The 12,545-nt window shown below is 71.3% G+C and carries 10 protein-coding genes; 9 read left to right on the top strand and 1 reads right to left on the bottom strand.

What is annotated here, in order from left to right; all coding sequences use genetic code 11:
- Positions 1-31: 31 nt before the first annotated feature.
- The 9 genes from ACTWQA_RS36100 (at position 32) to ACTWQA_RS36140 (ending at position 11,756) form a co-directional block, all read left to right on the top strand.
- Positions 32-1,456, top strand: coding sequence for a hypothetical protein (locus ACTWQA_RS36100; RefSeq protein WP_443163452.1), 1,425 nt, complete (start codon positions 32-34; stop codon positions 1,454-1,456).
- Between the two features lie 75 nt (positions 1,457-1,531).
- A complete protein-coding gene (locus tag ACTWQA_RS36105) occupies positions 1,532-3,775 on the top strand; it encodes a SulP family inorganic anion transporter (RefSeq protein ID WP_443163453.1) in 2,244 nt (747 codons plus the stop codon).
- 6 nt (positions 3,776-3,781) lie between these two features.
- Positions 3,782-4,798, top strand: a complete 1,017-nt coding sequence (locus ACTWQA_RS36110) for an NAD-dependent epimerase/dehydratase family protein (RefSeq protein WP_443163454.1) — start codon at positions 3,782-3,784, stop codon at positions 4,796-4,798.
- A 344-nt stretch (positions 4,799-5,142) separates the two neighbouring features.
- A complete protein-coding gene (locus tag ACTWQA_RS36115) occupies positions 5,143-5,493 on the top strand; it encodes a bifunctional 3-phenylpropionate/cinnamic acid dioxygenase ferredoxin subunit (protein WP_443163455.1) in 351 nt (116 codons plus the stop codon).
- Entirely contained in the window at positions 5,490-6,650 is a 1,161-nt protein-coding gene (locus ACTWQA_RS36120; protein WP_443163456.1) for an NAD(P)/FAD-dependent oxidoreductase, read from the top strand. Before ACTWQA_RS36115 ends, ACTWQA_RS36120 begins: the two co-directional genes overlap by 4 nt.
- Before the next feature lie 16 nt (positions 6,651-6,666).
- On the top strand, positions 6,667-7,752 hold the full coding sequence (locus ACTWQA_RS36125) for an S-(hydroxymethyl)mycothiol dehydrogenase (RefSeq protein WP_443163457.1): 1,086 nt from the start codon (positions 6,667-6,669) through the stop codon (positions 7,750-7,752).
- Positions 7,752-8,375 (top strand): MBL fold metallo-hydrolase, encoded by a 624-nt coding sequence (locus ACTWQA_RS36130; RefSeq protein WP_327590427.1) that lies wholly within the window; start codon positions 7,752-7,754, stop codon positions 8,373-8,375. Before ACTWQA_RS36125 ends, ACTWQA_RS36130 begins: the two co-directional genes overlap by 1 nt.
- Positions 8,376-8,402: 27 nt before the next feature.
- On the top strand, positions 8,403-9,509 hold the full coding sequence (locus ACTWQA_RS36135; protein ID WP_443163458.1) for an aromatic ring-hydroxylating oxygenase subunit alpha: 1,107 nt from the start codon (positions 8,403-8,405) through the stop codon (positions 9,507-9,509).
- Positions 9,510-9,512: 3 nt separating this feature from the next.
- Positions 9,513-11,756 carry an FdhF/YdeP family oxidoreductase gene (locus ACTWQA_RS36140; protein WP_443163459.1) on the top strand — a complete coding sequence of 748 codons (2,244 nt, stop codon included), beginning with the start codon at positions 9,513-9,515 and terminating at the stop codon, positions 11,754-11,756.
- On the opposite strand, the gene ACTWQA_RS36145 is transcribed toward ACTWQA_RS36140, so the two are convergent.
- The gene (locus ACTWQA_RS36145; protein ID WP_327590424.1) at positions 11,728-12,501 is read right to left on the bottom strand and encodes an IclR family transcriptional regulator; all 774 of its coding nucleotides are present in this window, start codon (positions 12,499-12,501) and stop codon (positions 11,728-11,730) included. The two genes, ACTWQA_RS36140 and ACTWQA_RS36145, sit on opposite strands and share 29 nt — an antisense overlap.
- Positions 12,502-12,545: the final 44 nt, after the last annotated feature.

The raw sequence follows: 12,545 nt of genomic DNA on the forward strand, positions 1-12,545 counted from the left end.
AGAGGGAGGCCATGGCTTTGAGGGTGGTGCAATGACTGCGGTTATCGTAAGTTTGGTCGCCGTCGTGCTCCTCGTGCTCGTCGTCGTGGCACTGGGCATGCGTTCGATGAACCGGCGGGAGAGCTCCTTGCCTCCGGAACGGCTGAAGGAGATGGCCGAGAAGGAGGAGAAGACCCACGCGCGCTCGACGGACGAGTTCGCCGCGCACGAGCCGCGGATGAACAATTTCAGTCCTGACTTCAGCCCCATTGATGCGCCCAAAGCGCCGAAACCGGTGCGGACCGGCCAGCGTGGCAGGCGTGGCGTCGACGAGTGGGGCAACCCGACCTCGGACGACGAGGACGAGGAGTTTTGGGCCAACATCCGCAGCGACGCGGAGCAGGGCAACTTCGGCGCCGGCGGCACCGTGGCGGCCAGGAAGGCCGCGGCCCGTCCCGACGACCGGCAGCGAGAGCCGCAGCGCGCCGCCGAGCTCCCGAGCCGGCCTGAGCGGCGCAGCGAGCGCAAGGCCGCTCCGCAGCCCGTGGCCGCCGTGGACCCCGACGCGACCACCGTCCAGGCTCCCCTGCCGCAGCGGCAGGTTCCCGCGGCCGCCGCGGCGTCGAACCTCGCCGACCTGGTCGAGCCCGCCAAGCGCGCCGCTCCCTCGCAGGCCGACCTGGCCGATCAGCGCACCATGACCTTCGCTGCCCCGACGGCCGACGTGATGAGCATCCTCGGCGTGGGCGCCCAGCCGGTCGTCCCGGCCTCCCGCCCCGCCTCCCCGGCGAACGGCAGCGGGTCCTTCCCGGCCGCGAGCCGGACATCCAGCGGCTCGTTCCCCGCCGCGGGCCCGACATCCAGCGGCTCGTTCCCGATCGCGCAGCCCGCGCCCATCCACGGCGCCCCGACGAGCGACCCGTTCCCCGCCTACAACGGTGCGGCCGACCCGCTCGAGACCACCTGGACCACCCCGCCGACGCCCACCCCGTCGGGTTCCTGGCCCGCCAGCCCCTCGCCGGACATCCTGGACGACCCCGCCCCGGCTGCCCCCTCCTACGACTTGGGGACCTCCTGGCCGGCGTTCGAGCAGCCCGCTACCCGCTCGTCCTACCCCACCTCGTACGAGGTGCGCCCGGGCTGGGCGGTGGCCGACGACTCCGACCCGCTGACCGGCCCGACCCCCGACACCGGCGCCCCGACCACCCCCCGCAGGGCGGTCTCGGCCAACCACGACGACATGTTGTCGGCCCCGACGCCCCCGTCCTCGTACCCCGCGTACGAGACGGGCGACATCACCACCACCCCCGGCGCCGCGTGGCCCGAGCCGCCGGCGCAGAACGGCGCCCAGTCCACCTGGCCGGGATACGGCGGCGACATGTTCGGCAACCAGTCGCAGGCCTCCCGCGGCAACGGCAACAGCGGCGGTCACCGGCACCCCTCGGACCCGGACTATCCGCACGACTACTACCGCTGATCATCGGCGCCATGAATACGTAAAACCCATGTGACGCAGCTAAAGCGCGGAGGGTGGAGCGTTAGGGTTTGCTCCATGTTCCGCGACACGAAGAGTAGCTGGCTGGGCACCCTCCGGCATGACGTGCCAGCCTCGCTCGTGGTTTTCCTCGTCGCGGTGCCCCTTTCTCTGGGCATCGCGATGGCCTCGGGAGCGCCGCTCGCCGCCGGGCTGATCGCCGCCGTGGTCGGCGGGATCGTGGCGGGCGCGCTCGGCGGCTCGGCCGTGCAGGTCAGCGGGCCCGCCGCCGGATTGTCCCTGGTGGTCGTGGATCTGGTGCACACGTACGGGTGGCGGGCCACCTGCATGATCACCTTGCTGGCAGGAGCCGTGCAGCTCGTGCTGGGGGTCTTCAAGGCGGCCAGGGCGGCGCTCGCGGTGTCGCCGGCCGTCATCCACGGCATGCTCGCGGCGGTCGGTGTGATCATCGCGCTGTCCCAGCTCCACGTGGTGCTGGGCGGCAGCTCGCAACGTTCGGCCGTGGCGAACCTGATGGAACTGCCCGGGCAGATCGCCGACCTGCACGGGCACAAGGTCGCGGTCGGCCTGCTCACGATCACGGTGCTGGCGGCGTGGACGCGGCTGCCCCAGAAGGTCAAGGCGATCCCCGCGCCGCTGGCAGCGTTGCTGGTGGCGGCGGTCACGGCGTGGGCCTTCGGCTGGGACGTCACCCGGGTCGACCTGTCCGACAGCCTCACCGAGTGGGCCTTCCCGGTGCTTCCGCAGGGCGACTGGCACCTGGTCGTGGCGGCGGTGATGCTGGTGGCGCTGCTGGCGGGGTGCGAGTCGCTGCTGTGCTGCGTGGCGGTCGACGGCCTGCACGGCGGCCGCCGCGCGGACCTCGACCAGGAGCTGACCGGCCAGGGCGTGGCCAACATGGTCACCGGCGCGCTGGGCGGCCTGCCGGTCGCCGGGGTGATCGTGCGGAGCACCGCGAACGTGCACGCCGGAGCCCGCACCCGCGGCTCGACGATCCTGCACGGGGTGTGGGTGATGGTGTTCGCGCTCGGGTTCGGCTGGACGATCACGCTGATCCCGATGGAGGCGCTGGCGGCGCTGCTGGTGTTCATCGGCGTGCAGATGGTGAACCTGGGCCACGTCAAGAAGGTGCACGGCCACGGCGAAGTGCCGGTTTACGTGGTGACGCTGGTCGCCGTGATCCTGCTCGGGCTGGCCGAGGGCGTGCTGGCCGGGCTGGCGCTGGCCGCGCTGCTCGCGCTGCGCCGCCTGACCTGGGTCACCGTGCGGAAGCACGAGGACAGGGACGGCCGGATGCGCGTGACGATCTCCGGGTCGCTGACGTTCCTGGGCGTGCCGCGGCTGACGCACGAGCTCCGGGCACTGCCCGCGGGCACGCCCGTGGACCTGGACCTGAACATCGACTTCATGGACAACGCCGCCTTCGAGGCCATTCACTCCTGGCGGCTGTACCACGAGCGGATGGGCGGCACGGTCGACATCGACGAGCTGCACGAGGAGTGGTACACGCTGGCGGCCAGTGGGGTGCGCATGTTCCCGGTGAAGTCGCCGCCGGTGGCGCCGGACCGGTGGTGGCTGCCGTGGACGCACCGCCACCGCCGCCTCGGCGGCCGCACCCCGTCGTCCCACGGCGGGGTCGCGCAGGTGGAGTGCCAGCTGACCCGCGGTGCGCGCGAATACCACCGGCGTACGGCGCCGCTGGTGAAGCCCATCTTCACCGAGCTGGCCCGCAAGCAGCAACCGTCGCATCTGTTCATCACGTGCGCGGACTCCAGGATCGTGCCGAGCCTGATCACCGCCAGCGGGCCCGGCGACCTGTTCACGGTGCGCAACATCGGCAATCTGGTGCCGCGCAGGGGGTCGGAGCCGCACGACGACTCGGTGGTGGCGGCGATCGAGTACGCGACGCAGGTGCTGGGCGTGCACACGATCACGGTGTGCGGCCATTCCGGGTGCGGCGCCATGGCGGGGGTGCTGAGCGCGGGCGTGCAGGCGGGCAGCCTGCCGGGGCTGCGCCGATGGCTGCGGCACGGCCACCACAGCCTGGCCACGTTCATCGAGACCGAAGGCGATCGGCTGCACAGCGGGGCCCTGGATGTGTTGTGCCGGGTCAACGTGCAGCAGCAGTTGGAGAACCTGCGGACGTACCGGAAGGTGGACGAGCAGGTCAGAGCCGGGAAGCTGCAGCTCGTGGGGTTGTTCTTCGACATCGCGACGGCCAGGGTGCACCTCGTGCCGCCGCTGCGCGCTACGCCCTCGGTGAAGACACATGATCGAAGGGTGCTCGCAGGCGAAGAATGAACCCTTATGAGGGTTCTTGTCATCGGTGGTTCTGGGTTCCTGGGCCGCGCCATCGTGGAGGAGGCGCTGGCCCGGGGGCACGAGGTCACGACATTCAACAGAGGGCGCAGCGGCGTGGACGTGCCCGGGGCCGAAGTGGTGCGCGGCGACCGCGAGACTCCGGGCGACCTCGAGCGGCTGGTCGACGGGCGTTCATGGGACTTCGTGGTGGACACGTCCGGTTACGTGCCGCGGGTGGTGGGGGCGTCGGCGCGGGCGCTGTCCGGGCATGCGGGCACGTACGCGTTCGTCTCCACCATCTCCGCGCTCGCCGGTTTCCCCGGCAAGCCGGCGGCGGACGACGCGGAGATCTGGCCGTGCGAGCCCGACGCGGGGCCCGACGACGGCAACTACGGCGTGCTGAAGGCAGGCTGTGAGCGAGCGGTCGAGCAGGGGTTCGACGGCACCGTGCTGATCGTCCAGCCCGGGATCATCCTGGGTCCGCGCGAGGACGTGGCCAGGCTGCCGTGGTGGCTGACCAGGATCGCGCAGGGCGGGCAGGTGCTGGCGCCGGGCGAGCCGGACGCGCCGATGCAGTTCGTGGACGCGCGCGACCTGGGGATCTTCACGCTCGACCAGGCCGAGCGCGGCACGGCCGGCCGGTTCCTGGTGACGGGTCCGGTCGGCCAGACCACGTTCGGGGAGTGGTTGGAGTCGTGCAAGGAGGCGACCGGGTCCGACGCGGAGCTCGTGTGGGTGGACAGCGCCTTCCTGGCCGAGCAGGGCGCGGGGACGTTCGTGGAGCTGCCGCTGTGGGGCGGCCCGCCGTCGGCGGAGCTCGAGACGTTCTGGAGCGTCCCCACGACCAAGGCGCAGGCGGCCGGGCTGCGCATCCGTCCCGTCGCGGAGACCGTACGCGACACGTGGGAATGGTTGCGGGAGATCCCCGAGAAGCGCCGCAATTTCGGCAACAACAGCACGCATGGGATCGCGCCGGAGAAGGAGGCCGCGATTCTCTCCGCGTGGGCGGCCCGTTCTGAGTAGTTCTCCGCAGACCGGTGGGCGTGGCCGGGGTTAGTGTCGGCGGTGCCGGCGAGGTGCCCATGGCGTACCTCGCCACACCGGTCCTGACTCCCAGGGGCCGGAGGGGCGGAGGCATCACCTCCGCCCCTCACCACGTCTGCAGGTCCGATCCCCCGGCGGCGAAAGGCCGCGGGCGGCCCCCTGGCGCAGACCACTCCTCGTCGGGTAGACGATGGGGAGGCGTGACGTACCTACCGGCACCACCACGAAGCACTACAAATCAGGCTTGACATCTGAATTCCGCACCCTCACGCTGTTGCGTATAGCGCTTGACGTTTCTCTTTGCGAAACCGGGGTGTGACTCGATGATTCCAGCGTGCCCTCTGGCGTCACTGCCGCGAGGTGAGGCCTTGCGGGTCGAGGCCGATCCGCCCATCGCGGTGTTCCACACCGAGGACGGCGAGATCTACGCCATCGACGACACCTGCACCCACCAGGACGCCTCACTGGTCGACGGCTGGCTGGAGGGCTGCGAGATCGAGTGCCCCCTGCACGCCTCACGCTTCGACCTCAGGACCGGCAAGGTGGACGCGCCGCCCGCCAAGCGCCCCGTCCGCACACACCGCGTGGTGGTCGAGGACGACGTCGTCTACGTCGTGCCGTCCGACGCGCCTCCCAACCTGCCTCCCGGCGTCGCCCTGAAGGGGCAGGCGTGAGGAGCGTCTGCGTCGTCGGCGCCTCGCTCGCCGGGCTGCTGACCGCCCGCGCGCTGCGCGCCCAGGGCTACGACGGCCGCCTGGTCCTCGTCGGCGAGGAGCTCCACCGTCCCTACGACCGTCCCCCTCTGTCCAAGGACTTCCTCAAGGGTGTCCTGGACGAGTCCGACCTGGCCCTGGAAGCCGACGGCGAGGAGCTGGCGGCCGAGTGGCGGCTCGGTGTGGCCGCCACCGGCCTGGACGCCGCCGCCCGTCGCGTCACGCTGAGCGACGGCACGCACGTCGAGGCGGACGGCATCGTCATCGCCACCGGCGCCTCGGCCCGCCGGCTTCCCCGCACGGAGAGCCTGGCGGGGGTGCACACCCTGCGGACGTTGGACGACGCCCGCGCGCTGCGCCACGACCTGGCCAGCGCGAAGCGGGTCGTCGTCATCGGCGGCGGTTTCATCGGCACCGAGGTCGCCGCGACGGCCTGTGCCCTGGGCCTGGAGGTCACGCTCGTGGAGGCGGGGAAGATCCCGCTGGCCGGCGTGGTCGGAGTCCAGATGGCCGAGGCCATCGCCGCTCTCCACGAGCAGCGCGGCGTCCGGCTGCTGCGCGGCGCGAGGGTGACGGCGCTGACGGGCGTGACCCGGGTCGACGGGGTACGACTGGCCGACGGCACCCTGCTGCCCGCGGACGTGGTCGTCGTCGGGATCGGCGCGGTGCCCAACATCGCCTGGCTCGAAAACAGCGGCCTGCGACTGGGCGACGGAGTGATCTGCGACGCGGGTGGCGGCACCCTGGTGCCGGGTATCGTCGCGGTCGGCGACTGCGCGGCCTGGTTCGATCCGGCGCTCGGCAGGCACGAGCGGTGCGAGCACTGGACCGGCGCGCGCCTGCGGGCCGCGGTGGCGGCGGAGACGCTGCTGTCGGGCGGCGCCGCCCGACCCGCGCGGCCGCGGCCGGCCTACATCTGGTCCGACCAGTTCGATGTGAAGATCCAGTTCGTCGGGCACGCCCGCCACGCCGACACGGTCGTGGTGGAGGAGGGCGACCCGGCCGATCACAGCTTCCTCGCCGTCTACCGGCAGGGCGAGCGGCCGGTGGCCGTGCTGGGTGTCAACCAGGTCCGCCTCTTCTCCCGCTGGCGCCGCCAGTTGGAGACCGCGGTCTGAAACCAGGAGTGAATCAATGGCTCATGAAGTACGCGGCGTGGTCGCGACGGGCAAGGGCAAGCCGGTCGGCCTGGAGACGATCCTCGTCCCCGACCCCGGCCCCGGCGAAGCGCTGGTGAAGGTGCTCGCCTGCGGCGTCTGCCACACGGACCTGCACTACCGCGAGGGCGGCATCAGCGACGACTTCCCGTTCCTGCTCGGTCACGAGGCGTCCGGCGTGGTGGAGTCCGTCGGTGACGGTGTCACCGACGTCGCGCCCGGCGACTTCGTCATCCTCAACTGGCGCGCGGTGTGCGGGTCGTGCCGGTCGTGCCTGCGCGGCCGGCCGCAATACTGCTTCAACACGCACAACGCCACGCAGAAGATGACGCTGGCCGACGGCACCCCGCTGAGCCCGGCACTCGGCATCGGCGCGTTCGCCGAGAAGACGCTGGTGGCCGCGGGCCAGTGCACCAAGGTCGATCCGGCCGCCTCCCCCGCGGCGGCGGGCCTGCTCGGCTGCGGTGTGATGGCGGGGCTCGGCGCGGCGGTCAACACAGGCGCGGTCAGCCGCGGCGACTCGGTCGCGGTCATCGGCTGCGGCGGCGTCGGCAACGCGGCGATCGCCGGAGCGCGGCTGGTCGGCGCCACCACGATCATCGCGGTGGACGTGGACGGCAGGAAGCTGGAGTGGGCGCGCGGCTTCGGCGCCACGCACACGGTGAACGCCAAGGAGGCCGACCCGGTCGAGGCGATCAGGGAGCTCACCGGCGGGAACGGCGCCGACGTGGTGATCGACGCCGTGGGCCGTCCCGAGACGTTCAAGCAGGCGTTCTACGCGCGCGACCTGGCGGGCACCGCGGTGCTCGTGGGCGTGCCCACTCCGGAGACGACCCTTGAGCTGCCGCTCCTGGACGTGTTCGGCCGTGGCGGCGCGCTCAAGTCGAGCTGGTACGGCGACTGCCTGCCCAGCCGCGACTTCCCCCTGCTGATCTCGCTCTACCTGCAGGGCCGCTTCGATCTGGACGCCTTCGTCACCGAGACCATCGGCCTGGACGGCGTCGAGGAGGCCTTCGCCAAGATGCACCACGGCGACGTGCTGCGCTCGGTGGTGGTGCTCTAATGCGCGTCGAGCATCTGGTCACCTCGGGCACGTTCAGCCTGGACGGGGGCACCTGGGAGGTCGACAACAACGTCTGGCTGCTGGGCGACGGCGACCAGGTGCTGGTGATCGACCCCGCCCACGACGCCGCCGCCGTCGCCGAGGCGATCGGCGACCGCCGGGTCGCGGGGATCGTGTGCACGCACGCGCACGACGACCACGTGAACGCCGCACCCGACCTGGCCGCCCGTACCGGCGCGCCCGTCCTGCTGCACCCCGACGACGAGGTGCTGTGGAAGCTGACGCACCCTGCGGCCACGCCGGACCGGGCGCTGGCGGGCGGGCAGATCCTGCGCGTCGGCGGCTCGGCCGTGCACGTGCTGCACACTCCGGGGCACGCCCCCGGCGCGGTTTGCCTCTACGTGCCCGAGCTGGGGGTCCTGTTCTCCGGGGACACCCTCTTCCACGGCGGCCCCGGCGCCACCGGCAGGTCGTACAGCGACTTCCCGACGATCATCAAGTCGATCAGCACGACGCTCCTCACCCTGCCCGGTGAGACGGTGGTGCACACCGGGCACGGTGACGACACCACCATCGGAGCCGAGGCTCCGCAACTCGAGGACTGGATCCGCCGAGGACACTGACCCGGCCCACCCCACAGGAGTACTCCCGTGACCACGTCAAGCGTGATCCCCACCCTCCCCGGCCGCTACTACGTCGACCCCGAGATCTTCGCCCTTGAGCAGAAGAACATCTTCGAGTCGATGTGGTTCTGCGTGGTGCGCTCATCCGATCTGGGCAAGCCGGGAGCCTTCAAGACCGTGCAGGTCGGCACCGAGAGCATCCTCGTCACCAGGGCGAGGAACGGGTCGGTGCGCGCGTTCTACAACGTCTGCCGCCATCGCGGCGCCACCATCCGCACCGAGGAGTCCGGCGAGGTCAAGCGGGCGTTCCAGTGCCCCTACCACGCGTGGACCTACGACCTGGACGGCAAGCTCATCGCCGCGCCCAACCTGACCAAGATGGCCGACCTGGACCGGGTCGAGTACGGCCTGGTCAAGGTGCACGTGCGGGAGTGGCTCGGCTACGTGTGGGTCTGCCTGGCCGACGACCCGCCCTCCTTCGAGGCCGACGTGCTGGGCGCGGTCACCGAGCGACTCGGAGCGCTGGAGCTGATCGACAACTACGACGTGCCGAACCTCGAAGTCGGGCGGCGCATCGTGTACGACGTCCAGGCCAACTGGAAGCTCATCATCGAGAACTTCATGGAGTGCTACCACTGCGCGACCATCCACCCTGAGCTGACCGAGGTGCTGCCCGAGTTCGCCGACGGCTACGCGGCGCAATACTTCGTCGGCCACGGCGCCGAGTTCGGCGAGGAGGTCAAGGGCTTCACCATCGACGGGTCCGCCGGGCTCGACCGCATCCCCGGGGTGAACGACGACCAGGACAGGCGCTACTACGCGATCACCATCAAACCGCAGGTCTTCGTGAACCTGGTGCCCGACCACGTGATCCTGCACCGGATGTTCCCCATGGCCGTCGACCGCACGGTGGTCGAGTGCGACTGGCTCTACCTGCCCGGCGTGGTGGCGAGCGGCAAGGACCTGGACAAGTCGGTCGAGCTCTTCCACCGCGTCAACGAGCAGGACTTCGAGGCGTGCGAGCGCACCCAGCCGCGTATGAGCTCGCGCACCTACGCCAAGGGCGGCGTGCTGGTACCGAACGAGCACCACATCGGCGCCTTCCATGAGTGGGTCCAGGAACGGATCGGCTGAGCGATGGCGGACGAGGACGAGGGACTCCAGGTCGGCCCGCCCAAGGACTGGGCGGGCGGGCTGCCCGCGGTGGGACACGCCATGCGGATGGCGTACGAGCAGATGGGCGCCCGCCGCACCGTCCTCACCCTGCTGCGGGTCAACCAGAAGAGCGGATTCGACTGCCCGGGCTGCGCCTGGCCGGAGGGCGAGCACCGCAGCCCGGCGGAGTTCTGTGAGAACGGCGCCAAGGCGGTCGCCGAGGAGGCCACGACGCGGCGGCTGAGCGCCGGCTTCTTCGCCGACCACCCGGTCGGCGAGCTGGCGACGATGAGCGACCACTGGCTGGGACAGCAGGGCAGGCTCACCGAGCCCATGTACAAGGACGCGGGCTCGGACCGCTACCGGCCCATCGGCTGGGCGGAGGCGTTCCGGATCGTCGCCGAGGAGCTACGCGCCCTCGACGGCCCTGAGGAGGCCGTGTTCTACACCTCCGGCCGCACCTCCAACGAGGCGGCCTTCGCCTACCAGCTGCTCGTGCGCCGCTTCGGCACCAACAACCTGCCCGACTGCTCCAACATGTGCCACGAGTCCAGCGGCTCGGCGCTCACCGAGACGCTGGGCATCGGCAAGGGCACCGTCACGCTGGAGGATCTGCACCGCGCCGAGCTGATCTTCGTCGTGGGGCAGAACCCCGGCACGAACCACCCGCGCATGCTGAGCGCCCTGGAGCGGGCCAAGCGCGGCGGGGCGCGGATCATCGCGGTCAACCCGCTGCCGGAGGCCGGGCTGCTGCGGTTCAAGAACCCGCAGCGGCCCTCGGGGCTGGCCTCGGGCACCGCGCTCGCCGACCGCTTCCTGCAGATCCGCCTCAACGGCGACATGGCGCTCTTCCAGGCGCTGTCGCTGCTGCTGCTCGACTCGGCCGACAGGGAGTTCATCGAGGAGCACACACACGGCTTCGCGGAGTGGGAGCGGCACCTGGCCGCCCTCGACTGGGCGGACGTGCTGGAGGCGACCGGGCTGTCCAAGGCCGAGCTGGAGGAGACCGCCGGGGAGGTCCGCGGCGCGCGCTCGGTCGTCGTGTGCTGGGCCATGGGCCTGACCCAGCACCGCAACTCCGTGGCGACGATCAGGGAGGTGGTCAACTTCCTGCTGCTGCGCGGCAACGTCGGCCGGCCGGGGGCGGGCGTCTGCCCGGTGCGCGGCCACTCCAACGTGCAGGGCGACCGCACCATGGGGATCTACGAGAAGCCGCCTGCGGACTTCCTGGACGCGCTGGAGGCGGAGTTCGGCTTCGCCCCGCCGCGCCGGCACGGGCTGGACACCGTGGAGGCCATCCGCGCGATGCGCGACGGCGCGGTCAAGGTGTTCTTCGGGATGGGCGGCAACTTCGTCAGGGCGACGCCCGACAGCGAGGTCACCGAGGCGGCGCTGCGCCGTACCCGGCTGACCGTGCAGGTGTCCACCAAGCTCAACCGCTCGCACGCCGTGTGCGGCGAGCGGGCGCTCATCCTGCCCGCGCTGGGCCGCACCGAGCGCGATGCCGCGGGATTCGTGACGGTGGAGGACTCGATGGGCCTGGTCCACGCCTCCAGGGGCAGGCTCGGGCCCGCCGCGCCCGGCCTGCTGTCGGAGACGGCCATCGTGTGCGGGCTGGCGCGCGAGCTGTTCGGCGACGACCCGCACGTGCCGTGGGCCGAGTTCGCGCGCGACTACGGCGCGGTCAGGGACCGCATCGCCCGGGTGATCCCCGGGTTCGCGGACTTCAACGCGCGGGCCGAGGCCGGCTTCGCGCTGCCCAATGCTCCCAGGGACGAACGCCGCTTCCCCACCGCGACCGGCAGGGCGAACTTCACCGTCAACCGGCTGGAGGTGCTGCGGGTGCCGCCGGGACGGCTGCTGCTGCAGACGATCCGCAGCCACGACCAGTACAACACCACGATCTACGGCCTGGACGACCGCTACCGCGGGGTCAAGGCGGGCCGCCGCGTGCTCTTCGTGCACCCCGACGACCTGGCGGAGCGCGACCTGGCCGACGGCGACGTGGTGGACCTGATCAGCGAGTGGCCGGACGGCGAGCGCAAGGCGAAGGGCTTCAGGGTGATCGCGTATCCGACGGCGCGCGGCTGCTGCGCGGCCTACTTCCCCGAGACCAACGTGCTGGTGCCGCTGGACTCGGTGGCCGAGACGTCCAACACCCCGACGTCGAAGAGCGTGGTGGTGCGGCTGGCACGGGCTAGCCCGCGTAGCCGAGCCGCCCGCTGATCTCATCGGCCCCTGTGATGAGGACGGAGGCGAGCTCGTGCATGCGCTCGGCGGGGAAGCGGTAAGCGGGGCCGGAGGCGCTGACCGCGGCCACGACGTCCCCGTGGTAGGAGCGGATGGGCGCGGCGATGGTGTTGAGCCCGTCCTCCAGCTCCTCCAGACAGTAGGCGTAGCCCGTCTTCCTGATCTCGGCGAGCTGCTTCTCCAGCTCGGCCACGTCGGTGATGGTCCGGCCGGTCAGGGCCTCCAGCGGCCCCTCGGACAGCAGCTTCGCCCGCTGCCTGTCCTCCAGGTGAGCCAGGAGCACCTTGCCGCTGGAGGTCGCGTGGAGGGGGGTGAGCTGGCCGACCCAGTTGTAGGCGGTGACGGCGGACGGCCCGCGCACCTGGTCCAGGTTGACCGCGTAGGAGGAGCGGAGGACGGCGATGTTCACGGTCTCACCGATCTCCTCGGCCAGCCGCTGGCAGACGGGATGGCTGCGCCGGCCGAGGTCCATCTGCGTGTTGACGCCGCCGGCCAGGCGGATGATGCCGAAACCGAGGCGGTATTTGCCCCGGTCCTCGGCCTGCTCGACCAGTCCGCGCGCCTCCAGGGCGCCGAGCAGCCGGAACGCGGTCGACTTGTGCACGTCGATCTCGGCGGCGACCTCGCTCACGCCGGCCTCGCCCCGGCGGGAGAGGATCTCGAGCACGCTGATCGCCCGATCGACCGACTGCACGCCCCCACTACCCGAGTCGTTGCTCATAGCGAAACTGTAAGTGCTGTGAGGAACTCACGCGAGCTGAAGTG

It is taken from the genome of Nonomuraea sp. 10N515B (assembly GCF_052245915.1).
Lineage (GTDB): Bacteria > Actinomycetota > Actinomycetes > Streptosporangiales > Streptosporangiaceae > Nonomuraea.

Coding starts and splice junctions, on each gene's coding strand:
- ACTWQA_RS36100 (WP_443163452.1), top strand. CDS start 32: ATGACTGCGGTTATCGTAAGTTTGGTCGCCGTCGTGCTCCTCGTGCTC.
- ACTWQA_RS36105 (WP_443163453.1), top strand. CDS start 1,532: ATGTTCCGCGACACGAAGAGTAGCTGGCTGGGCACCCTCCGGCATGAC.
- ACTWQA_RS36110 (WP_443163454.1), top strand. CDS start 3,782: ATGAGGGTTCTTGTCATCGGTGGTTCTGGGTTCCTGGGCCGCGCCATC.
- ACTWQA_RS36115 (WP_443163455.1), top strand. CDS start 5,143: ATGATTCCAGCGTGCCCTCTGGCGTCACTGCCGCGAGGTGAGGCCTTG.
- ACTWQA_RS36125 (WP_443163457.1), top strand. CDS start 6,667: ATGGCTCATGAAGTACGCGGCGTGGTCGCGACGGGCAAGGGCAAGCCG.
- ACTWQA_RS36130 (WP_327590427.1), top strand. CDS start 7,752: ATGCGCGTCGAGCATCTGGTCACCTCGGGCACGTTCAGCCTGGACGGG.
- ACTWQA_RS36140 (WP_443163459.1), top strand. CDS start 9,513: ATGGCGGACGAGGACGAGGGACTCCAGGTCGGCCCGCCCAAGGACTGG.
- ACTWQA_RS36145 (WP_327590424.1), bottom strand. CDS start 12,501: ATGAGCAACGACTCGGGTAGTGGGGGCGTGCAGTCGGTCGATCGGGCG.